Origin of the sequence: Nostoc sp. (assembly GCF_036917455.1) — a bacterium.
GTDB lineage: Bacteria > Cyanobacteriota > Cyanobacteriia > Cyanobacteriales > Nostocaceae > Nostoc.
In genome coordinates, this window is the sequence record NZ_JBALDK010000046.1 from 1 (window position 1) to 21,456 (window position 21,456).

Sequence of the window (21,456 nt, forward strand, 5' to 3'; positions counted from 1 at the left end):
ACCATCGGCTCGGAAATTTTGGAAAGCTTGGAATTGGGCACAGTGGATCTTAAATCCGGTGGCTGCGGTGGCAAAACAAGCCAGTCAGGGTTCTAGTAACCAGGCAACTCAGCAATTATTGGGGAATTTGAGTCAGTTATTCCGGGAAGCTGCCTTAAGAAACTTATGTCGGCAGGCGATCGCACTCTACGGACGTAGCATATTACCAGTTTCAGCAACTGTAGTATCCACGACTTTACCCAAGGCAAAAACCCAAACACTCCGAGAAATCTTGACTCAAGCTCAACCAGCCGAAGTAGTTGAGCAAAAACCCGTGAATATTCTGCTGGTGGGGCGCACGGGGTCGGGCAAAAGTAGCCTAATTAACACGCTATTTCAGTCCGATCTCGCAGCCGTTGATGTTTTGCCCAGTAGCGATCGCATTCAAAATTATCAATGGCAGACTCAAGGTGGGGAAACCCTGACGCTTTGGGATACGCCTGGTTACGAACAAGTCAACCGTGCCGATCTAAGAGACTTGGTGCTTGATTATGCTATCAATGCAGATTTGCTGCTATTAGTCACCCCTGCCCTCGATCCTGCCCTGCAAATGGATGTAGACTTTCTGCAAGACATCAAAGCAGAAGTTGCAGATTTACCTGCGATCGCGATCGTCACTCAAGTAGATCGGCTGCGTCCCATTCGCGAATGGCAACCGCCTTATAATTGGGAATGGGGCAATCGCTCAAAAGAAATTTCCATTCGGGAAGCTACTGAATATCGCGCCAAATTGCTGGGAACCTTCTGTAATCTAGTTCTACCCGTGGTTACAGGTGACAGCAAAACAAATCGAGTTGCTTGGGGAGTGGAGGCGCTATCGCTGGGATTAGTAGATGCGATCGCGCCTACCAAGCAACTCCGTCTCGCCCGCTTTTTGCGTAACCTTGAAGCCCGCACCGTAGCTGCGGCCAAAATCATCGACCACTACACCTTCCAGATGGCGACAACACAAGGACTAACGGCATTGCTCAAAAGTCCCGTCCTCCAGTTTGTTTCTACTCTCTCAACCGGATCTCCAGCCTTAGCATATATGCTGGCAGAGCAAATTCCTGTGGAACAGTTGCCGATTGTGATTGGCAAACTCCAAATGGCTTACGAGCTTTTCTCGCTCTTGAGTACAGCTAACTCTAACCCGCTCAACTTTGAATTGCTAGCCCTCTGGCCGCTAATGCTGGAAAATTCCACTTCACCCGATCGCAATGCCTGGGCATTTGGTCACGCCCTAGTGGAGTATTGGACTCAGAATTTAACGGTTCAACAACTCCGCAATCGATTTGAGTATTATCTATCGATTGCCAAATAATTTGTTTGCGTTGAGGAATTAATGTCGGCATCTTCAATTTTGTTACGCCTAAATAGCGAGTTTAGTAGCTAGGTTGACTCAATCTGATTAAACACCAAAAATTGCATTAGCCCATAGGCTTGATGCAGAATATTTACTTAGGAAAATCAAAATATTTATACACTAAAACTAGGAGAGAAAATGCGGTAATATCTCTTATCTCTTAACATCAAAGTTAAGATTACGATTAGAATAGGTGTCTGCTAAAACTTACCCGCCTTACCTGATTTTTTACACGACAGGCCTTTTGTTCGGAGTTATTTATGAAAAATATCTTACAAAGCTCCATATCTCAAGAACAGAATTTACATCAGGACAATAGCATTTCGTCTTATAATCGGCTGCTTTTGGTCGTGAAAGATTTGGCTTGTGTAAGGACAATTGAGGAAATTATTGAGATTGTGCGTTTGGCTGCGAGGGATCTCACTAATGCTGATGGAGTAACCTTTGTATTGCGGGATGGTGAATGTTGCCACTATCTTGATGAAAACGCCATCGGGCCACTTTGGAAAGGTATGCGTTTTCCCCTCAAGTCTTGCATCTCTGGTTGGGCAATGCTCAATAAACAAGCAGCCGTGATTGAGGACATTTACCAGGATGCAAGAATTCCTATAGACACATATAAAGTTACTTTTGTCAAAAGTTTGGTGATGCTTCCCATCCGAATTGCCGATCCATTGGGTGCGATCGGAGCCTACTGGAGTACACTACACCGAGCCACACCCGAAGAGATAGAATTGCTTGAGATTTTGACCGACACAACTGTAGAAATCTACTTCATAGAAGTTTTGCATCAGTTCTTTTGCCAATTTTCCGGTTTGTAGTGTCTACATAATTTAAAAATTCATAATTCATAATTATGTTTCAGATAAAGATTTAAACCTTATTTGAAACAGGACTGTCTACATAAACATCCGGTACAAACCCATTATAATTACGAATTACGAATTACGAACTAGAAAGTCACCACACTCCGAATTGATTCACCTTTGTGCATCAATTCAAAAGCATCATTAATTTGCTCAATAGGCATTACATGAGTAATCAAATCATCAATATTTATCTTACCTTCCATATACCAATCAACAATTTTCGGCACATCTGTACGTCCTCTAGCGCCCCCAAATGCTGAACCTTTCCAAACGCGCCCGGTTACTAATTGAAAAGGACGAGTACTGATTTCCTGTCCAGCACCAGCAACACCAATAACCACACTAACGCCCCAACCTTTATGGCAGCATTCTAATGCTTGGCGCATAATTTTTACATTACCGATACATTCAAAACTGTAATCAGCACCACCTTTAGTTAAATCAACCAGATAGGGAACTAAATCGCCCTCTACTTCCTGAGGATTGACAAAGTGAGTCATCCCAAACTTTTCTGCCAAGGCGCGTTTGCTGGGATTAATATCCACCCCAACAATCATATTTGCCCCTACCATCCGCGCCCCTTGGATAACATTTAAACCAATACCACCCAAACCGAAAACCACTACATTTGCTCCCGGTTCCACTTTGGCAGTATTGATGACTGCGCCAACACCAGTAGTCACACCACAGCCAATGTAACAAACCTTATCAAAGGGCGCATCTTCCCGAATTTTTGCCAGAGCGATTTCCGGTAACACCGTATAGTTGGCAAAAGTGGATGTACCCATATAATGATGAATCATCTGCCCATCGATGCTGAAACGACTCGTGCCATTGGGCATAACACCGCGTGCTTGAGTTAGGCGAATAGCTTGACAAAGATTAGTTTTGAAACTCAAACAATATTCGCACTGGCGGCATTCGGGAGTGTATAAGGGAATTACACGATCCCCTGGTTTGAGACTAGTGACACCAGCGCCTACTTCCACTACCACGCCAGCACCTTCATGTCCCAAAATTGCCGGAAACAAACCTTCGGGATCGTCACCAGATAGGGTAAAAGCATCGGTATGGCAAACCCCACTGGCTTTTACCTCAACTAACACTTCCCCAGCTTGTGGCCCCGATAGTTGAACGGTTTCAATTGTTAATGGCTTACCTGCACCGTAAGCTACTGCTGCTTTAACTTGCAACATCAGCCCCTCCTATATATTTATTTGACGTTCTCCCTAGTGCTGAAACACGAGGATTATTTTACTTGCACACATTGAGCGCATGATACACTTTTGTATCACTTCATCGTATTTAATCAGGACGATCGCCGCTATTAACCATAAATATCACTCTGTTAAAATTTTATTCTCTAGCTAGATTAGTAAAAGTTGGCAACAGCTGTTTTAGCAACGATGTAAACTTGATGTCAGCAGCAACCCCCAAATATTTTGTCCACCCTTCGATTAATACATTTTGTCACAGCTTATGAACCCTGCCCTAACTCAAATTGGCGCTCAAATGTCCAACCTGACTGGCGTAAGAGCAATCATGAAGGATATTATCGAGACTTTACGAGGGGGTGCAGGGCAGCAGTTTATTAATTTGAGTGCTGGTAATCCGTTGATTTTGCCAGAAGTAGAGCAGTTATGGCGAGATTGTACTGCACAGCTTTTGGCTAGCCCAGACTATGGTGAGGTAGTTTGTCGCTACGGCTCAAGTCAGGGCTATGCACCATTAATTGAAGCGATCGCCAATGATTTTAACAAACGCTACGGGTTAAACTTAAGCGATCGCAATATCCTCATCACTCCCGGTAGTCAAAGCCTCTACTTCTACGCTGTTAATAGCTTTGGTGGCTACACCTCTAGCGGCGAGTTAAAACAAATCGTTTTACCCCTCAGTCCTGACTACACAGGTTACGGCGGCATCTGCTTAGTTCCTAAAGCCTTAACTGCCTACAAACCAACTCTTGATATTGATGCAGCCGCGCACCGATTTAAATATCGCCCCGACTTCAGCCAACTGTCGATTACAGAAAATACTGGTTGTGTCCTCTTCTCTCGCCCCTGTAATCCTACTGGCAATGTCCTCACTGATGATGAGGTGAAGAAAATTGCTGCCCTGGCTGCGCCTTATAATTTGCCCGTGTTAATTGACTCGGCTTATGCGCCTCCCTTCCCAGCATTGAACTTTACCGAAATGACACCAGTGTTTGGTGATAATATTTTACACTGCATGAGTTTATCGAAAGCAGGATTACCAGGAGAAAGGATTGGGATTGCTATTGGCGATGAAAAGTGGATTGAAGTACTGGAGTGTTTCCAGGCAAATATGAGTCTCCACTCTTCACGTTATGGCCAAGCGATCGCAGCTCTTGCAATCAATTCTGGTGCATTAGTAGAAATTTCTCATACTGTCATCCGTCCCTTTTACCAAAATAAATTTACCGTTTTAGAAACTAGCTTAGAACAAGCGATGCCCAAGAATTTACCTTGGTTCCTCCATCGTGGTGAAGGAGCAATTTTTGCTTGGTTGTGGTTAGAGGATTTACCCATCACTGACTGGGAATTTTACCAGCAATTAAAGCAAGTAGGTGTGATTATTGTCCCTGGAAGTACCTTCTTCCCCGGTTTAGAGGAAGAGTGGGCACACAAGCACCAATGTTTCCGCATCAGCCTCACAGGTACGGATGAAGAGATAGCCACTGCTATGGAACGTTTAGCAAAAGTGGCTGAAGAAGCTTATAAAGGTGCGGCGGTGACTGCCTGATTAAGGGCAGGGGAGCAGGGGAGCAGAGGAGCAGAGGAGCAGGGGGAGCAGGGGGAGCAGGGGGAGCAGGGGAAGAAGACAAATGACAAATGACAAATGACAAATGACAAATTTAGATGATTGGTTAGAAATTGGTAAAATTGTTGCCCCTCAAGGATTATCTGGGGAATTACGGGTTTATCCTGTATCTGACTTTCCCGAAAGATTTGAGGTGCCAGGAAAACGTTGGTTGTTGCGTTTAGATGGCACAGAACCACAACCAATTGAATTATTGACAGGACGTTATATCAGTAACAAAAACTTGTATGTAATCAAATTAGCTGGTGTAGAAAATTGCGATCAGGCGGAGGCGTTGCGCGGTTGTAAGTTGATGGTACCAGCAAGCGATCGCCCCCAATTAGGCGAAGATGAATATCATGTCCTCGATTTGATTGGCTTAGAAGTTTTCATGCAAGCATCTGGCGAACTCGTGGGTACAGTAGTAGATATCATACCCGCCGGGAATGATTTGTTAGAAGTCAAGTTCCATGAATCCTTTGCGAATGACAAAGGACAAATGACAAATGACAAAAAACAAAAGACTGTTTTGATTCCATTTGTGGAAGCGATCGCACCAGTAGTAGACTTGAAATCTAATCGCATTGAAATTACGCCACCGCCTGGGTTATTGGAAATTAATAATTCGTAATTATTACTCTATGAATGAATCTGAGAAAACGACATCTCAAGCAACAGAAGCAGCTTTAATTCAAATTTGGCAAATTGGCATCCAATGTTTTGGGGTTACAGGTTTAATGGAGATATCAACACAACGGGACAGTAAAGAAGTTGTACGAGGGATAAGATAAAACTTTCCGCTTCTAGTGTCCCGACCTATGCCAGTTGTTAATTGAGTGCTGTAGAACCGCTCTACATGATTGATACAGCATTCAACCGAGTTCAGTTCCCGCTCTACAACTGGCTAGAATTGAAAAAAACCAAATAGAACCTTAGAAGATGTAGATAGCCGGCAATAGTTACCTACACACCTAAGTAGGGTGCCAGGGCTAAAGTTTTGGTACTATCAGCAAGGAGAAGGCGATCGCACAGGTTCAACAGTTCTAACTCAGTAGAGGTCTGTCGCATCAGTCGCAGGAAATGCCCTTCAGCGTCAACACTCAGGGCAATGTAGTTGAGGAACATTTTCAGGTAGCCGGCGCGCGATCGCTCTGGCATGTTGGCTGCGTTTGGGGTTTGCCATAAACGATCGATATAGTTGCGTACCTCTATTAAAGGAACAGGCGCGATCGGCTCAAAACGTAAAGCCTGCCGAATTTGACTAAAAATCCAAGGATTGCCGATTGCCCAGCGCCCCACCATCACACCCGCCGCGCCCGTTTGAGAAAGCACTTCAATCGCAGTTGTCGCCGAGGAAATATTGCCATTGGCAAGCACTGGACAATTGACTCGTCTGACTGCCTCAGCAATCAAATCATATTTCACTGCCCCGTGGTACATATCTTTCACCGTGCGACCATGCAAACTCAGCAAATCTATGCTGTGGCGATTGATGCTATCTAGAATTTCATAAAAGGTATCTGTATTTTCAAAGCCGAGGCGCATCTTGACGGTCAAAGGTCGATCGTTGACTGCTTGCCGCAATTCTGCCAAAATCCGATCCACTTTTTCTGGTAATAGAAGCAATCCACCCCCAACATTTTTGCGATAGATTCTAGGTGCTGGACAGCCCATGTTCAAGTCAACTCCAGCAATGTTATAGCGGCAGAGATCAATTGCTGTTCTTACTAAGTCTGGAATACTTTCGCCGATCATTTGAGCAAAAACGGGGCGACCCGTGTCGTTTTCGGTGATTGCTGTCAGAATGCTACGATTAAGCCGTGAGGTATCATTGACGCGGAAATACTCGGTGAAGAAGTAGTCAGGGCTACCGTACTGGGCAATGACCTTCATAAACCAGAGGTTTGTCACGTCCTGCATGGGTGCTAGAGCGGTGAGAGGTAGGTATGGATGGAGCGATTGGGGGAGCGATACCTGGGACGACATGGAGATGAGAGCGTTCGACAAAGCATCACTGTATCAAAAAATGGAACTCCAGTATTGACTAATAAGTAAATTATTATGCGAAACATTATTTCAACTACAGATTCTCTAGTTCACAATCCCATGCCAAAATCGATAATTATCCGTTTGGAGAATATTTATAAAATATATGGCAGTGGGGAAACTGAGGTTAAAGCACTCAACAAAGTCAATTTGACTATCAATGAGGGTGAATATTGTTCAATTATGGGGCCTTCTGGTTCAGGTAAATCCACAGCTATGAATATTATTGGCTGTCTAGACCGACCCACAGGCGGACATTATTACTTAGATAATATTGATGTAGCGCAGATGGACGATCGCTCTTTAGCGCACATTCGCAACAAAAAGCTGGGGTTTGTCTTCCAACAATTCCATTTATTGCCCCAACTCACAGCATTAGAAAATGTGATCCTGCCAATGTTGTATGCTGGTGTGAATCCCAAAGAAAGAAGCGATCGCGCAACGGTTGCATTGACGCGGGTAGGTTTAGCAAATCGCCTCAACAACAAACCAACTCAACTATCTGGTGGACAACAACAAAGAGTAGCGATCGCTCGGGCGATCGTCAATCGCCCTGTAGTACTCCTAGCCGATGAACCCACAGGCGCACTTGATTCGCGTACAACCCAAGAAGTCTTAGATATTTTTAGCGAACTCAATGCCAGTGGAATCACCGTTGTTATGGTAACTCATGAGCCAGAAGTTGCCCGCCAAACCCAGCGCATCGTCTGGTTCCGCGATGGTGAAGTGGTACACTCCAACCTCACCCCAGCCGACTTGAGTAACCTTTCTGTGTCATAATTTAGTTAAGGCTGAATTCGCCCTTGGGTTTCCCGCAGGGTATGTGGTGGAAAGTTTGTGTAGCCGCAACTTATAGTCACCAGAAATGATAAATGCGGTTTTGATTTGATTACAAACTCGGCGTTTTCCCAGTTTCTGCTTGCGTTGCGATCGGCTTAACATCGGTGTAACCAAATTCACCAGCTATTGTCCGAAACACTGACATTTGTTCTTCAAAATCTAGTCCTTCAATTTGGGAAACCAAATCATTAATCGCCTTAGCCGGCTGGTAGCTAGCTGGTAATCCAACCACCTTATCTCCCATAGCTACTGCCCAAGCATACCAAACTAACAACTGGTTGTTTTCTTTGATCGCCCCATAAGCACGAGAATATTCTGTATCTTTGCGGTTAACAATATCCCGCATAATATCTAGCTGCTGCTCATCGGAGAATTCAAAATAATCTCCTAGCAAAAGTGGTGCTAATTCTGGTTCAGCCGCAGCAGGAGCAGCTGGCGTAATTGAATCACCCATCTTTTTATAAACAAGATAGAACCAAGCTAATTTGGCATCGGTATCTAAGGCGTTAAATGCGTCCACCAATTTTTGAGTTTCATCACTCTGGGCTTGAGAAATAGTTTTGTCGTAACTTGCAGCCATAATTTTGTCTTCAGCGAAATTTAATACACCAAACTAAGTGTTACCAGAGTTTGAGTGTCAGATTCTAGTACCGATAGAAAGAGTTAAATTACTTTAAAAATCTAGCTTTAATCTACCTTTTAATAGAGGTAAAAGTCTCTCTGAAGGAAGCAATGAAGTGGCACATTAACTTGTTACTATTGTTACAGCAATAAAAATTTACCTTAAGGTTTTTAGTTATGTCTGATAAAGCAAAGCCCAATTTAGATGAAGTAAAGCCCAATTTAAATGAAACTTCCACCCATGATGCCCAATTAGCTGCTGATAGCATAGCTAGTGGTGAAGAAGAAGCACCAAAGGTCAATTTTGATGCTGATTATGCAGCTGCACAAAAATTCAGCGTTAGTGAAGTCGATCGCACTGGTAAAGGTGCAGCAGCAGCCGAAGCAGCAACTGCACCTCAATATCAAACCTCTACACCACAAGAAACAAAAACTCAAACGCAGTCAACTGGTAATCCTGACGATTATCTAGAGTTAGCAAAGGAAGTTGGCAATTCTAATACTGAGGGTGTAGCTAGTGTCAGTGATGAACTAGTACAAAAAGCTTTAGAAAAGGGTCAACCGAAAAAATAACTTTTCATAACCCAACCTTTAGACATCTGCTGGAAAAGAATGTAGAGACGTAGCTGTACTACGTCTCGAAAATGCTTATGGATAATTCATATTTAATTTATAGAGATTGTTTATTAACTAACAACCATTCATCACTTCTAAAAGTTCGCTAGGTTGCTGAATTAAATAATCTGGATTTTGTTTGGCCAGTACTTCCGGCGAGTTAAAACCCCAAGTTACTGCAATAACTTGGATGTTTGCTTTCTTTGATGCTTCTATATCTCTGGTTTCATCTCCGACATAAATAACTTCTTCAGGTTGGAGTTGCTTTTGCTTCAAGACATTATTGATTATGGTTGTTTTGCCAAAAATTGTAATTCCTGAGTAGATGAAATCAAATAGGTGATTTAAATCATTGATTGTGAGAAATTGTGTAACATTCTCTTTAGAGTTAGAAGTGATAATGCCCAGTTTATATCCTTGATTTTGCAGTTCTATTAATGCTTCTTTAATTCCTGGAATTGGTTTTAATTCTGGGATTTTGTTTTTTAATTCTCCTTTAACTTTTTTCACTAAAAAAGGTATTTTAAATAGAGAAACTCCTGAGTACTTAATAATTTCCCTCGATGTTAAGTTTTTAAGGAGGGCCAATTGCTCTGGATTTATGTGTATAAAACCAAAGTCTACAGCTAGACGATTAGCAATACTTACAAGGGCATCTACTGTATCAGCAATAGTGCCATCAAAATCAAAAATAATTACTTTCGGGGTCATTATTTGCCTGGATGCGTCAAGATTAGCTAGGGCGTTGCGTCGTAACATTTCTGGCTTAATCCGCCGCAAGGCAGATGCTGGAAATTGTTTATCCCACTCCCGATCTGAGATGTTGGCTAATTCTAGCAGTTGGGGAGCAATATTCCCAGGATAGGGCTGAAACTCTTCAATATCAGTTGTATTAGCAAAACGTTGATTCCAAGGACAAACATCTTGGCAAATATCACAACCAGCAACCCAGCCTTGCAAATGAGGTGTGAGTGTCTGTGGCAGTTTGTCGTCCCGATTTTCAATTGTATGATAAGCGATGCAGCGATTAGCATCCACAACAAAAGGTTTAGTAATTGCACCCGTAGGACAAGCTTGAAGACAACGAGTACAGCTACCGCAGTGTTCTGTATGCGGCCGATCGCTCTCTAATTCCAAATTCGTTAACACTTCTCCCAAAAATACCCAAGAGCCATATTCTCGTGTAATCACATTACCATTCTTGGCAATCCAACCAATTCCGGCAAGTTGAGCCAACACTTTATCTTGCACTGGCCCAGTGTCTGCGTAATAACGAACTCTTACACTTTCACCCAGTGACTCTAACCATGTAGATAGCTGCTTGAGTTTCTTATGCATCACTTTGTGATAATCCCTTCCCCAACCATAACGGGAAATTTTGGCGAATTCCTTGCCTTCGGGACGTTGATGTGGTGTGTAGTAATTTAGCGCCAAACACACTAGCGATCGCGCTTCTGGCATTACTAACCGGATATCCTGACGTTTTGGGTTAGCCATCCATTCCATATCGGCGTGATAACCCAGTTCAATCCATGCTTGTAACCTCTGCGCTTCTGTGGCATCTACCCTATCTACAGCAGCAATTCCAACTTTGTGAAAGCCCAACTCGCTGGCCTTTTTTTTCACTACACTACTGCTTGTTACGGAATACTGACTCATTTTTTTTATCTGGATTTTGCCTAAACAAAGGCAAATAAATTATACATTACGTAGTCAATACCTTGGATTAATATTTGTTGCTTTCTCTACTTCCATCGTGAGGAAGATTTGTACAGATGTGAAAATCTATCTCAAAAGCAGCTTTCTTTTTACCTATTTTTGTATTGAAATGAATATTTAGCCAGCATAATACAGCTAATTTTATGACCTCTGCTGAATTTATATCCCCAGCACAGTTGAAAGAAGAATTCCAGATTGAGGGAATTACAGAAACAAGTGTACTGCGTTATTTTGAAACCTTAAATGCAGGAGAATTTGAGGCAACTGCTGCCTTATTTGCGGTTGAGGGTGTGATGCATCCGCCATTTGAATCTGATATTGTGGGGACAGATGCGATCGCAGCCTATTTAAAAAAAGAAGGACAAAACGTTAAAGCTTACCCCAACACAGGAATAGCCGAGACTTTAGAAACCGGAGAGATCCAAGTCCAGGTGACAGGGAAAGCTCAAACTTCGTGGTGTAGTGTAAATGTTTTGTGGTTATTTATCCTCAACCAACAACGGCAAATTTTATATACTCGAATCAAACTTTTAGCTTCTCCCCAAGAGTTACTTTCTTTACGTCGTGAAAAGTAGTAAATATCTATAATGTCTTTGGGAATGTTTGATATTACCCAAAACAAAATCTAGGTATCAAAAATTCCGATAAATAAGTTTTGGCTATTTGACTAATTCGGGTAAGGTCGCCTCCAACTTGAGACAGTTAGCACCATCAATCTGCAACTGGTAATCTACTTTATCCATCAGACGATTCATAATCAGCCAACCATAACCACCTTCTTGTTTTTCCAATGGGTTTGGAGCGTAATAGTTAGACATATCAAATCCTTCGCCGTAGTCCCAAATTTCTAGGGCAAGATCCCGATCCTGGACTTCTAAACGCAATAAAATCGGTAGATTTGGTTTGTCTTTGTGGGCATGACGGACTGCATTTGAGTAAGCTTCCACCAAAGCCAATCTTAAACGACTTGATTGCCGCGACCAATCTACAGATTCTCCTAACTGAATTTTCAAACATCCCAGCAACCAGTTTTCGACAATATTCAGAAAATTCAAGTCACTTGGTACATGAAGCTCACTTTTCACAACTTACAAAATCTCCAGCGAAAGTATAGTTTGATCGTCTTCTTGAACGTTGTTATCTGCCTGGATGCGAGCTAGTAAATGGTTGAGAGAAAGCGGTTGTTCCTCTTGTTGTAACAGTTGCCAAAGACCATCTTGGTTTAGCATCGAACGGTTAATTACCTCAACATCAGACTCGGTTTTTACTGTTAAATCAGAATTATTTGAAATCATTGCTTCTGTAATTCCATCACTGGCTAGTAACAATGTGTCTCCAGCAGCAAGAACCAAACGACCAGACTGTGCCTGCCACTTGGGTAAAATTCCCAAAGGCACGCTGCGGACTTTGAGGTAATTAGGATTGTTGGCTAAAGCATCTTGGCGTGACCATAGCAGTGGATAAATATGACCAGCATTCGTGTAAACCAGTTCCTTAGTACTAGGGGTATAACAAGCTAACACAAGAGTGACAAAATAATTATTGCTAATTAAATCTTCACTCAGAGCGTGATTGAGGTTTTGCATGACCACATTCGGCTCGGCTGGTGTTTCTTGAGATAATTCCCGGCGCAAAACTGAAATAATACTAGCCATAAATAAAGCTGCTGGTACGCCCTTACCAGAGACATCACCTACTGCTAACCATAAATCGCCTTTGGGATGAACAAATACTTCAAAGAAATCGCCTCCTACTTCCCGTGCTGGGTAACAGCAAGCTTGCACTTTCACACCTTTGATATCAGGTAAACTTTGACGTAGCAAGTTGTATTGAATTTGGCGAGCCACCTCCAACTCATTATGAATCTGCTGTTGCTTTTCTTGGAGACGTTGGTAGAGTTTTGCTTGAGAGAGGGCTAAGGCTGCTTGTTCCGCAACACCTGCAATTAGTAGGATGTCCTCATCTTGCCAGGGGCGATCGCGTCCCCATTGGTGCAGGGCCAGCACAGCCAACAAATGCTGTTGGTAGCTAAGTGGCACAACTAGATGGTGACAGGGGTTGCCCTGGTATGTTTCTTGAGTAAGTTGATAATGACGGGTTTCCAGCACTTTTTCGATTAAAACACTGGAGTCGAAGAAGCAATCTAATACATTAGATTTGGGATCGTGGTATAAAAACTGGTCTTGGATGAGGCGATCGCCCTCTACAGGTCTGAGCAAGCAACTGGTAGCGTCAAATGTTTGTCCAATGGTTGCTACAATTTTTTGCAGCATACTATCGTAGTCTAAAGACTCCCGAATTGCAGTTGTTACCGCATTAAACAAAGATTCTCGCTGTAAGGCCCGACGCAACTCTTGGGTGCGCTTCTTAACTACGCGATATGTATCAGTGGCTTGCTCAACTAATGCCCGCAGTTTATCTGGATTCCAAGGTTTGGTAATGTACTTGAATACCTGACCAGAGTTAATGGCATCTACCAAATCTTCGACATCAGTAAAACCAGTTAACAAAATTCTTATCGTGTCTGGAAAGCGTTCTACGGTGCGGCTAAAAAATTCGGTGCCATTCATTTCTGGCATTCGTTGGTCAGAAATAATCACCGCCATTTCGCCAAATTGATCCAAGATTTCCAGAGCGCTAAAGGCATGATTGGCTTTATATACTTGAAAATCTCGCCTAAAAGTGCGGTAGAGTAAATCTAGGTTATCTGGCTCATCATCTACCACCATGAGCTTAAGTTTTTCCACCCCTGTCTCAGCCATATTTGACTTTATTTTTCCGATATTTGAATGGCGATATAATGTGATGTTTATACCACCTGGGAAATCACAGAAAATCAGAGAAGTCATTAACTTTGAAAATATCACTTTCTCAAAGTCGTGAGTTCTCCTTAATGGTTCTCAATTGCTCTAGATCAAAAAGACCTTTACCCAACTAACCCAGAGCGCAAGGCGCGGACTGCTGCTTGGGTACGGTCATCGGCACATAGCTTATTCAAAATATTGCGAACGTGAGTTTTTACAGTCCCAACAGTGATGTAAAGTCTTTCCGCAATTAGTGCATTACTACAACCTTCGACAATCAACTGTAACACTTCTAACTCCCTTTCTGTCAGGGTGTAAGGTTGAATTCCTTCCAGATTCTCGACATAATCAGGGTTAGAGGCAATAGTCTTAGTATCTACAAAAGCCGATTCCAACTTTTGAGGATTTTGTTGCGCTTGTTGTAATACAATTCGAGCGATCGCTGGATCGATCCAGGCGTTGCCATTGTAAGTTACTCTCACAGCTTCCAGCAAATTATCAAATTTGATATCTTTCATACAGTAAGAGTCTGCACCAGCGGCAAAAGCTGCCAACACAGCTTCTTTGTTATCCCGCAGCGTCAAAATTAACACTTTTGTGGCTAGTTGCTGTCCATTAGCAGTAGATTTTACCTCCCGTGTTAGCTCAATGCCATCTTTGTCTGGTAAACCAATATCCACGATGGCAATATCAGGTTGTACCATTTTTAACATTTTTAGCCCCTCGGCAGCATTGGCAGCTTCACCGACAACTTCAATTTCATCCTTTTGGATAAGCGCTGTCCGAATACCTACACGAGTTAGATCGTGATCTTCAATCAGAGCGATACGAATTTTACTCATAGCCAACTTCAGCCCGTTACAATACCTTAACCATAAAGTCGAGTTTCGTGACATCCTCCCACACTAACTACAAGCAGTATAGTGGGGAGCAATGCGATTTTGTGAGCAGGGGATGCAGGGGGAGCAGGGGGAGCAGGGGGAGCAGGGGATGCTCTTGAGGCAGGGGAGGCAGGGGAGGCAGGGGGAGCAGGGGGAGCAGGGGGAGCAGGGGATGCAGGGGAAGAGAAAGAAATAAGTGTATTTATAGCTATAAAGGTCGTAAAAAATACTAAAGTTTTCTCTTCACTCCCCCTGCTCCCCCTGCCTCAAGAGCTCTTTTCACGAGGATCTCACTTTTTCGCGTTGCTCCCGTGTAGTGGGGGGCTTCTGTTCCCGGAACCAGAGTTGCGAGTTTAGCTTTTTATACTGAGTGAATATTACACCTTAACAATAAAATTTGCACTGGTTTAGCCCAAGTACAAGCACTCTTAGGAATCCCCACTTTTAAGACCATCGGTTGGTGGAGCCAACTTTTAAAGTGGCGAGAATGTCAAGTTTTCTATTATTGCAAGGCTCTGGAAATCTTTGCTGCTGAAGTTCTAATATAAAAAATTTGATAAACTTAACATTTAAGGAAATCTGGTGTGAGAATTACTCAAGAATAGGCTATGTCTAAAGGCGATCGAGCGTTTTCAGTATTGGGAATCCCAGTTCATGTGATGGCCAACTATCCAGGCTGGTTATTAGAATGTCTACAACAAGGCAGAGGAATTCATGTAGTAACGCTCAATGCAGAAATGACTATGCAAGCAGAGCAGAATCAATTCCTCGCTCAGGTCATTAAAAATGCTGAACTAGTAATTCCAGATGGAGCCGGGGTTGTTCTGTATTTGCGGTGGCTATTATGGCAAAAAGTGCGGCGTTTTCCGGGGATTGAATTAGCAGAAACACTTTTGCAAGAACTTGGGAAACAGCAGACAGGAACAAAGGTATTTTTCTATGGAGCAGCGCCTGGAGTAGCCTCAAATGCGGCAGACTTTTGGCAGCAGCAAATTCCCGATTTGAGTATAGTCGGAACTCACTCAGGCTACCATTCCCCAGAAGAAGAAGCACAATTGAAACAAACTCTTGCTCAATTGCAGCCACAAGTAATTTTTGTCGGTTTGGGAGTACCACGTCAAGAGTTATGGATTGCCGAAAACCGCCATTTGTGTCCTCAAGCAATTTGGATTGGCGTTGGTGGTAGTTTTGATATTTGGTCAGGAACTAAAACTCGCGCTCCCGCCTGGTTAGGAAATAATAATTTGGAATGGTTGTATCGGCTTTATCAAGAGCCTTGGCGTTGGCGGCGAATGTTGGCTTTGCCAGCGTTTGCAATGAAATCGTTTGTTTATCGTTTGACAGCAAAAGGTGCAATTAGTTAAGAGTTAAGCTAGCGGATAGCTATAGTTTAGCCAGTGTTATTACTGAGGTCTTCAAAAAATTTTAAATTTTCTTTGTTGAATTTTAAATTCCCAGGCGAAACCTGGGAATCCTTATTTTTGAGAGGAATGTCACATCTAAGCCGGCAAGCTGTTTAGTTGTGGGTATGAGGAAAATTTAACAATGCCAGTATTAACAACTCAAGTTAAGACAGATAAATCCGTTCATATAGAGGATTGTGAAAGTCAACAGTACGTTAGCAAGACTACTGCAAAGGTGGCATTGCAATCTGTAAGTAAGACTTATGCTAACGGCACTCACGCCTTGCTGAATGCGAGCCTTGAGGTAAAAAAGGGAGAATTTCTGTTTATCACAGGGCCAAGTGGTTCTGGTAAATCAACGCTCTTGAAAATGTTGTATGCCCAGGAGTTGCCTACACAGGGAGAGGTAATTGTTGATGAGTGTAATATAGCGAGTTTAAGGGGCGATCGCTTGTCATTATTCCGGCGACAGATTGGCATTGTCTTTCAAGACTACAAACTAATTAGCCAACGAACAGTAGCAGAAAATGTGACTTTTGTACTGCAAGCTCAAGGGTATACCCGTAAAGAAATTCAACGACGTTTAGAACCAACTTTAAAGTTGGTGGGTTTACTCAGTAAAGCTGACTGCTTTCCAGATCAACTATCTGGAGGAGAACAACAGCGAGTGAGTATTGCCCGTGCGATCGTTGGAACACCACCACTACTATTGGCAGATGAGCCTACTGGAAATCTCGATCCAGATAATTCCTGGCAAGTAATCCAAATTCTCCAGAAATTAAACTCCTTTGGCGCGACGGTAATTGTTACCACCCATGATGAACAATTGGTGCGGCGGTGCAATCATCCGGTAGTGCAAGTTCGCAATGGACAACTGTCTCGAAAATAGTTATTTGTCATTAATTTGTCATTGGTCATTGGTCATTGGTTATTTGCAAAGGACAAAGGAGAAAGGATAAATAACTAATAAACCTGATGCTTGGCTTTTGCTGATATGGGTATGAAAGTTGCTGCTGTTTTAGGGGGTAGAACTTGTAGGCGATGGTCTCCGACCGACCGGAGGTCATCGCAAACTTGTAAAATCTTAAAAGCTGCCTCTCGGATTGCAACTTCTTCCTCTCGACTAAGTAAGAGTTGTAAGCATTCGGCAACATCTTGCTGCACTGAAGAATCAACTCGCTGACGGCTGATGAATTTAGTTAGTTGACGTAGGGCAATCAAGCGTTTCAATGGATCTTTGTCTGTTAAATTGACCAACAACTGCTCGAGGTGGTCTTCTTCTCGATTTTCATAAAAGTTGACAAATTGCCATACCAATAAAATTAAAGTTAACAAGGTTCCCACGCCTTGGACAATAGCACCAGCCGCAATCCAGGAACTGTGAGATTCAACCCAAATTGCCGCAGCCATGTAAGTGCTGACAGTAGCAAGACCACCACTAATGACTGCTAAAGCTAACCGACGATTTGAACTGTTTAAGAACTTACGGATCTTAGACCAGTGCAATTGCCAGTCCCACTCCTGCATTGAGTAAACCAATACCATTACCCCAACGCCGATAAAAAGAGCTAATAGCAGTTTCCAGTTCCATAACAACATAGCAACAATGATTGTCAGGAACCCAAGAAAGCCCCCGGGGCCAGAGAAACGCTTAAATGTTTGCTGCTTTGTAGCTCCCTTTGTCTTGAACAATGGATGCGACCATTTCCAGTTGGGAATCCGGTCGATCAATTGCTGCCAAGAAGATGAAGCCTGTGCCAAAGTGTTTACCTACTTGATTACGAAATTACTTATTGTATAAGTTTTACTAGAAATGAAGAAAGGGTAAAGACCCAAACTACAAAATATCCGATTTTTATTGAGAGATAGTAGACTAGTACAGCATGGCGGAAATAAAGATACCATTTTAAATGGTTCAGAGCAAGGGCATAAAGGGTTTTTACAGACAAAAACGAAAGTTATCAAGGGTGAATTGACCATCAAAAGCACAGAAGGTAACGCTGTAGATGTTATTCACATTTATAGATAATAAGGTATTGGGGGAAATTGCGGAGTCTGAATTGGCAAGATTAGCGCTTGGGAGTACAGTTTGACCGAGGAGTTGGCGATCGCGATCGTAGGCAGAAAGCACTAGCCGTTGCGAACTAGTCACTAAGGCGCTAACCGAGTTGACTGGATGTAAAAAAGTAGCTTCTAAAAATCCGCTTTTGGGCGCTCCCATTAAAACTGTTAGCCCTAAATAGCTTGGAAATGCTGGATTTGATGGTTGTATTGCGAGAGAATTGTGAAAAATTACTCCCCAGTCTTCATACTGACGCTCTACTGCTTCAAAACACTTTAATTCTTCTAAGTCTAAACATATACAAGTAGGTACGGTAATACTGGCGGCATTAATGCTTGATTCGCCTCGATCCCCCCAGGCCTCAGCTTTAATTTCATTTTGTATATTAAACTTGTCAAGCGCAAATTTAGCGTCTTCAATCGCTGGTAGTTTATTTGATTGAAGAGTAGCCTGGTTTACCATGACATCCCGCCTTACAATTGCTTAAAGAATAATCAGATTTAGTAATATATCAAAAGCTACTGTTTCTACATGTATAACTAGAATTAATAGCTTGTAAAAATGAGCATTTTGAGTCTTGTTAATGCTCAAAATTATTTATGACTTTTTTGATAGACTACCATAAAAACTTATGCTTAATTACTGCTTGAGCCATCCTTGCTACCACGGCAAACCCTTCTATAACAGTAGTTACAACGTTTAGTTACTTTTTCTTGTGAAAAAAATCATCGAATCTTTACAGGTAATTCAGTAATTTTATATCTACTTAATCTAACGGTAGCGAGAAGTCTTAAAGTGATTGGTTGACCGATAATAACAATGAGTGAGGAGTTTGAACTAAATAGGTAAGTATTCTGAAATGACCAAAGAAGAGGCGGCAACGTAAAGAAATTATCAAATACTTTCTCAGTGTCTCCGCATTCACAGGTCTATTCTGTTACTCATCCAATTAATTACTACAATCAACAAAAAATACTTATGTTTCAACCCTTAGGTTTTGAACAACGCTCCATAAATACCTCACTAGGTAGAATGGTATATTACACTGCCTCTGGCTCACTTTGGCAGGACAATATAACAGCCAAAGACGACCGGGAAACTTTGGTGTTCCTGCACGGTTTTGGTGGCGGTTCTTCTGCTTATGAGTGGTCAAAAGTTTATCCGGCTTTTGCTGCTGAATATCGGGTTATTGCGCCCGATTTGCTCGGTTGGGGTAGGTCTGAGCATCCAGAACGGAATTATAATATTGACGATTATTTGACCACGATTCGGGAGTTTATCGAGCAGACCTGTACTGGGCCAGTAACTGCGATCGCTTCTTCGTTGACCGCAGCCTTTACAATTCGAGTAGCAGCAGCTCATCCTGATTTGTTCAAGTCTTTAATTTTCACTACCCCCGCCGGACTTTCCGACTTTGGTGAAAACTATTCGCGTAGTTTTTTTGCTCAGTTAGTCAGCGTTCCCATTGTTGACCGTTTAATTTATAGCACTGGGGTGGCAACCAGTGGGGGTATTCGCAGTTTCTTAGAGCAACGGCAATTTGCTAAGGCTAATCGAGTGTACGAAGAAATTGTAGATGCTTATTTACAATCCGCCCAACAGCCTAATGCTGAGTATGCGGCACTCTCCTTTGTCCGTGGTGATTTATGCTTTGATTTATCCCTTTACATTCAACAGTTGACCACGCCCACCGCCATGATTTGGGGACAAAAATCAGAATTTACCGGGCCATCAATTGGTCGCCGCCTTGCCGAAATGAATCCCCAAGCAATCCAATTTTTTCAAGAGTTGGAAGATGTCGGGTTAACACCACAGTTGGAAGTACCAGCAGTCACAATTGGGTTAATTCGCCAATTTTTGCCTTTGCTGAATTAGTAGTTTTTTCAGTAGTCCTAGCCTTGTCTAATTTCTTCTTTTTGCCTTTTTTATAATCAAAGCAGGGCGTTGGGGAGATAGCATTGTTAAACCCCGGATTTCTCACCACATCTCGATTAAACCTGCGCTTGAGCAGGGGAGCAGGGGAGCAGGGGAGAGTTCAAATACCAAGTTCTTTCCCCTCGGGAGCAACGCGAAAAAGTGAGATCATCGTCTAATGAGCAGGGGGAGCAGGGGAGGCAGGGGGAGCAGGGGGAGTAAAGAAAAAATCATAGTATGTTTTACTACTAAAAAACTAAAAAATATACTTAAATTATTTTTCTCCCCCTGCCTCCCCTGCCTCCCCTGCTTACTCACCTCACAAAATCGCATTGCTCCCTTTCCCCTCTGCCCCCCTGCCCCTCTGCCCATCCTTCCCCTCAAGCTTGTGAGAAATGCGGGTAACGTGGATTGATTTTCCATATTTTCCGCGTAGCTAGACATTTGTGTACTAGCAAACTCTATTCGCACAATACTTTAACGTGCGCCTCCGTTGGAGACTCACGTTACTTTAGTTTCTCAGTTATATTAGGTAGACGACTCCACTCATTCCAAGAGCCATCGTAATTCCGAACGTTTGGATAGCCCAATAAATACTTCAAGACAAACCATATATATCCCGAACGCCCACCGATCGTACAGTAGGGAAATACTTCCTTATCAGGCGTAATGCCCTTACTGTGATAAAGATTTTTCAATTCGTTGAATGATTTGAAAGTTCCATCCTCATTGAGAGTTAAGATATGCTCAAGATGTACTGCACCTGGAATATGTCCAGTAATTTCACCTGCTTTTGGTGGCTGATCGAAAAACCACTCACCAGAGTATTCTTGAAGTGTTCGGACATCTAACAACACACGTAGGTTTAGCCCGTCGTAGACATTACTTTTAGCAATTGATGCTTTAACTTCATCATGTAATACCCTAAGACTAGCATCAGTAGCTTTGGCACGGTAATCAGTGACAGGAAACGTGGAAAACTCAGTTGCTAGTGGACGACCTTCTGACTTCCATTTCTGGTAGCCGCCATTGAGAACTCGGACATTTTCATGCCCAAAGACTTGCAAAAACCAAAAAATCCAGGCTCCGGTTCCAGGATAAGTGCCATAAGCAACTACTGTTGTGTTATTGGTGATGCCTGAACGTGCCATCAGCTTCTCAAAAGCGATCGCATCTAAATTCATCTTTAAATCGGGCAATAGTAAGTCTGTAAAGATGTTCCAGAAAACAGTACCAGGTATGTGAGCATTTTTGTACAGTTCTGGACTCATATTCACTTCAATAATGCGGACGTTTGGATCGTTGAGATGATTTTCCAACCATTGGGTATCAACGATAACGGATGGATGGGCGTATTGAGACATTTTTATTTCTCCTGTAATAGTGTTAAGCTGCTACGCAGCTAAATTTAATAAACAGCATTACCTTTATTTTTAATCTTGCGCTCCCATTTAATAATAAGGCCTCCTTCATTTAAC

At 42.6% G+C, this 21,456-nt stretch carries 21 protein-coding genes and 1 pseudogene; 11 read left to right on the forward strand and 11 right to left on the reverse strand.

The features are described 5' to 3' along the window. Both V7K42_RS05155 and V7K42_RS05160 read left to right on the forward strand, forming a co-directional pair. A partial coding sequence (locus tag V7K42_RS05155; protein ID WP_334914159.1) for a GTPase family protein occupies positions 1–1,342 on the forward strand: 1,342 nt, incomplete at its 5' end. 302 nt (positions 1,343–1,644) lie between these two features. Beyond that, positions 1,645–2,205 (forward strand): GAF domain-containing protein, encoded by a 561-nt coding sequence (locus tag V7K42_RS05160; protein ID WP_334914161.1) that lies wholly within the window; start codon positions 1,645–1,647, stop codon positions 2,203–2,205. Between the two features lie 131 nt (positions 2,206–2,336). On the opposite strand, the gene V7K42_RS05165 is transcribed toward V7K42_RS05160, so the two are convergent. Continuing rightward, positions 2,337–3,446 carry an S-(hydroxymethyl)glutathione dehydrogenase/class III alcohol dehydrogenase gene (locus V7K42_RS05165; protein ID WP_334714494.1) on the reverse strand — a complete coding sequence of 370 codons (1,110 nt, stop codon included), beginning with the start codon at positions 3,444–3,446 and terminating at the stop codon, positions 2,337–2,339. A gap of 286 nt (positions 3,447–3,732) precedes the next feature. On the opposite strand from V7K42_RS05165, the gene V7K42_RS05170 reads away from it, so the two are divergent. From V7K42_RS05170 to V7K42_RS05180, 3 genes are all read left to right on the forward strand, one after another. Next, positions 3,733–5,016 carry a valine--pyruvate transaminase gene (locus V7K42_RS05170; RefSeq protein WP_334914163.1) on the forward strand — a complete coding sequence of 428 codons (1,284 nt, stop codon included), beginning with the start codon at positions 3,733–3,735 and terminating at the stop codon, positions 5,014–5,016. 103 nt (positions 5,017–5,119) lie between these two features. Then, the gene (rimM, locus tag V7K42_RS05175) at positions 5,120–5,704 is read left to right on the forward strand and encodes a ribosome maturation factor RimM (RefSeq protein WP_334914165.1); all 585 of its coding nucleotides are present in this window, start codon (positions 5,120–5,122) and stop codon (positions 5,702–5,704) included. A gap of 10 nt (positions 5,705–5,714) precedes the next feature. After that, entirely contained in the window at positions 5,715–5,864 is a 150-nt protein-coding gene (locus V7K42_RS05180; protein ID WP_334892987.1) for a hypothetical protein, read from the forward strand. A gap of 172 nt (positions 5,865–6,036) precedes the next feature. Here V7K42_RS05180 and V7K42_RS05185 read toward each other — a convergent pair whose 3' ends face one another. Continuing rightward, complete coding sequence (locus V7K42_RS05185; RefSeq protein ID WP_334914167.1) at positions 6,037–7,059, reverse strand: tRNA-dihydrouridine synthase family protein; 1,023 nt, start codon at positions 7,057–7,059, stop codon at positions 6,037–6,039. Between the two features lie 75 nt (positions 7,060–7,134). Between V7K42_RS05185 and V7K42_RS05190 the strand changes: the two genes are divergently transcribed. Beyond that, positions 7,135–7,899, forward strand: coding sequence for an ABC transporter ATP-binding protein (locus tag V7K42_RS05190; protein ID WP_334914169.1), 765 nt, complete (start codon positions 7,135–7,137; stop codon positions 7,897–7,899). A 109-nt stretch (positions 7,900–8,008) separates the two neighbouring features. Here V7K42_RS05190 and V7K42_RS05195 read toward each other — a convergent pair whose 3' ends face one another. After that, complete coding sequence (locus V7K42_RS05195) at positions 8,009–8,539, reverse strand: orange carotenoid protein N-terminal domain-containing protein (protein WP_334914171.1); 531 nt, start codon at positions 8,537–8,539, stop codon at positions 8,009–8,011. A 218-nt stretch (positions 8,540–8,757) separates the two neighbouring features. On the opposite strand from V7K42_RS05195, the gene V7K42_RS05200 reads away from it, so the two are divergent. Further along, positions 8,758–9,153 carry a hypothetical protein gene (locus tag V7K42_RS05200; protein WP_334914173.1) on the forward strand — a complete coding sequence of 132 codons (396 nt, stop codon included), beginning with the start codon at positions 8,758–8,760 and terminating at the stop codon, positions 9,151–9,153. A gap of 117 nt (positions 9,154–9,270) precedes the next feature. Here V7K42_RS05200 and V7K42_RS05205 read toward each other — a convergent pair whose 3' ends face one another. Together V7K42_RS05205 and queG are read right to left on the reverse strand one after the other, a co-directional pair. Then, positions 9,271–9,906: an HAD-IA family hydrolase gene (locus V7K42_RS05205; RefSeq protein ID WP_334914175.1), complete on the reverse strand. Its 636-nt coding sequence runs from the start codon at positions 9,904–9,906 to the stop codon at positions 9,271–9,273. Then, positions 9,881–10,854 (reverse strand): annotated as a pseudogene (gene queG / locus V7K42_RS05210) (tRNA epoxyqueuosine(34) reductase QueG). The gene V7K42_RS05205 and the pseudogene queG overlap by 26 nt, the downstream one beginning before the upstream one ends. A gap of 203 nt (positions 10,855–11,057) precedes the next feature. On the opposite strand from queG, the gene V7K42_RS05215 reads away from it, so the two are divergent. Continuing rightward, positions 11,058–11,489 (forward strand): ketosteroid isomerase family protein, encoded by a 432-nt coding sequence (locus V7K42_RS05215; RefSeq protein WP_104900619.1) that lies wholly within the window; start codon positions 11,058–11,060, stop codon positions 11,487–11,489. 84 nt (positions 11,490–11,573) lie between these two features. Here the strand turns inward: V7K42_RS05215 and V7K42_RS05220 are convergent, their stop codons facing one another. The 3 genes from V7K42_RS05220 to V7K42_RS05230 all read right to left on the reverse strand — a co-directional run bounded on the left by V7K42_RS05220 (position 11,574) and on the right by V7K42_RS05230 (position 14,560). Then, positions 11,574–11,999, reverse strand: coding sequence for an ATP-binding protein (locus tag V7K42_RS05220; RefSeq protein WP_334892992.1), 426 nt, complete (start codon positions 11,997–11,999; stop codon positions 11,574–11,576). 3 nt (positions 12,000–12,002) lie between these two features. Beyond that, the gene (locus V7K42_RS05225; protein ID WP_334914178.1) at positions 12,003–13,676 is read right to left on the reverse strand and encodes a SpoIIE family protein phosphatase; all 1,674 of its coding nucleotides are present in this window, start codon (positions 13,674–13,676) and stop codon (positions 12,003–12,005) included. Positions 13,677–13,840: 164 nt separating this feature from the next. Further along, entirely contained in the window at positions 13,841–14,560 is a 720-nt protein-coding gene (locus V7K42_RS05230; protein WP_094329680.1) for a response regulator transcription factor, read from the reverse strand. A 647-nt stretch (positions 14,561–15,207) separates the two neighbouring features. Here V7K42_RS05230 and V7K42_RS05235 point away from each other — a divergent pair. Further along, positions 15,208–15,963 (forward strand): WecB/TagA/CpsF family glycosyltransferase, encoded by a 756-nt coding sequence (locus V7K42_RS05235; RefSeq protein WP_334914180.1) that lies wholly within the window; start codon positions 15,208–15,210, stop codon positions 15,961–15,963. 181 nt (positions 15,964–16,144) lie between these two features. Next, on the forward strand, positions 16,145–16,891 hold the full coding sequence (gene ftsE, locus V7K42_RS05240; protein WP_334914182.1) for a cell division ATP-binding protein FtsE: 747 nt from the start codon (positions 16,145–16,147) through the stop codon (positions 16,889–16,891). A 74-nt stretch (positions 16,892–16,965) separates the two neighbouring features. On the opposite strand, the gene V7K42_RS05245 is transcribed toward ftsE, so the two are convergent. Then, positions 16,966–17,763 (reverse strand): armadillo-type fold-containing protein, encoded by a 798-nt coding sequence (locus V7K42_RS05245; protein ID WP_334914184.1) that lies wholly within the window; start codon positions 17,761–17,763, stop codon positions 16,966–16,968. Between the two features lie 178 nt (positions 17,764–17,941). Next, positions 17,942–18,526: a hypothetical protein gene (locus tag V7K42_RS05250; RefSeq protein WP_334914186.1), complete on the reverse strand. Its 585-nt coding sequence runs from the start codon at positions 18,524–18,526 to the stop codon at positions 17,942–17,944. A gap of 516 nt (positions 18,527–19,042) precedes the next feature. Here V7K42_RS05250 and V7K42_RS05255 point away from each other — a divergent pair. Next, a complete protein-coding gene (locus tag V7K42_RS05255) occupies positions 19,043–19,939 on the forward strand; it encodes an alpha/beta fold hydrolase (RefSeq protein WP_334914188.1) in 897 nt (298 codons plus the stop codon). A 545-nt stretch (positions 19,940–20,484) separates the two neighbouring features. Here the strand turns inward: V7K42_RS05255 and V7K42_RS05260 are convergent. Continuing rightward, positions 20,485–21,342 carry a sulfurtransferase gene (locus V7K42_RS05260; protein WP_334914190.1) on the reverse strand — a complete coding sequence of 286 codons (858 nt, stop codon included), beginning with the start codon at positions 21,340–21,342 and terminating at the stop codon, positions 20,485–20,487. Between the last annotated feature and the right edge of the window lie 114 nt (positions 21,343–21,456).

Coding starts and splice junctions, on each gene's coding strand:
- V7K42_RS05160 (WP_334914161.1), top strand. CDS start 1,645: ATGAAAAATATCTTACAAAGCTCCATATCTCAAGAACAGAATTTACAT.
- V7K42_RS05170 (WP_334914163.1), top strand. CDS start 3,733: ATGAACCCTGCCCTAACTCAAATTGGCGCTCAAATGTCCAACCTGACT.
- rimM (WP_334914165.1), top strand. CDS start 5,120: ATGACAAATTTAGATGATTGGTTAGAAATTGGTAAAATTGTTGCCCCT.
- V7K42_RS05180 (WP_334892987.1), top strand. CDS start 5,715: ATGAATGAATCTGAGAAAACGACATCTCAAGCAACAGAAGCAGCTTTA.
- V7K42_RS05185 (WP_334914167.1), bottom strand. CDS start 7,059: ATGTCGTCCCAGGTATCGCTCCCCCAATCGCTCCATCCATACCTACCT.
- V7K42_RS05190 (WP_334914169.1), top strand. CDS start 7,135: ATGCGAAACATTATTTCAACTACAGATTCTCTAGTTCACAATCCCATG.
- V7K42_RS05195 (WP_334914171.1), bottom strand. CDS start 8,539: ATGGCTGCAAGTTACGACAAAACTATTTCTCAAGCCCAGAGTGATGAA.
- V7K42_RS05200 (WP_334914173.1), top strand. CDS start 8,758: ATGTCTGATAAAGCAAAGCCCAATTTAGATGAAGTAAAGCCCAATTTA.
- V7K42_RS05205 (WP_334914175.1), bottom strand. CDS start 9,906: ATGACCCCGAAAGTAATTATTTTTGATTTTGATGGCACTATTGCTGAT.
- V7K42_RS05215 (WP_104900619.1), top strand. CDS start 11,058: ATGACCTCTGCTGAATTTATATCCCCAGCACAGTTGAAAGAAGAATTC.
- V7K42_RS05225 (WP_334914178.1), bottom strand. CDS start 13,676: ATGGCTGAGACAGGGGTGGAAAAACTTAAGCTCATGGTGGTAGATGAT.
- V7K42_RS05230 (WP_094329680.1), bottom strand. CDS start 14,560: ATGAGTAAAATTCGTATCGCTCTGATTGAAGATCACGATCTAACTCGT.
- V7K42_RS05235 (WP_334914180.1), top strand. CDS start 15,208: ATGTCTAAAGGCGATCGAGCGTTTTCAGTATTGGGAATCCCAGTTCAT.
- ftsE (WP_334914182.1), top strand. CDS start 16,145: ATGCCAGTATTAACAACTCAAGTTAAGACAGATAAATCCGTTCATATA.
- V7K42_RS05250 (WP_334914186.1), bottom strand. CDS start 18,526: ATGGTAAACCAGGCTACTCTTCAATCAAATAAACTACCAGCGATTGAA.
- V7K42_RS05255 (WP_334914188.1), top strand. CDS start 19,043: ATGTTTCAACCCTTAGGTTTTGAACAACGCTCCATAAATACCTCACTA.
- V7K42_RS05260 (WP_334914190.1), bottom strand. CDS start 21,342: ATGTCTCAATACGCCCATCCATCCGTTATCGTTGATACCCAATGGTTG.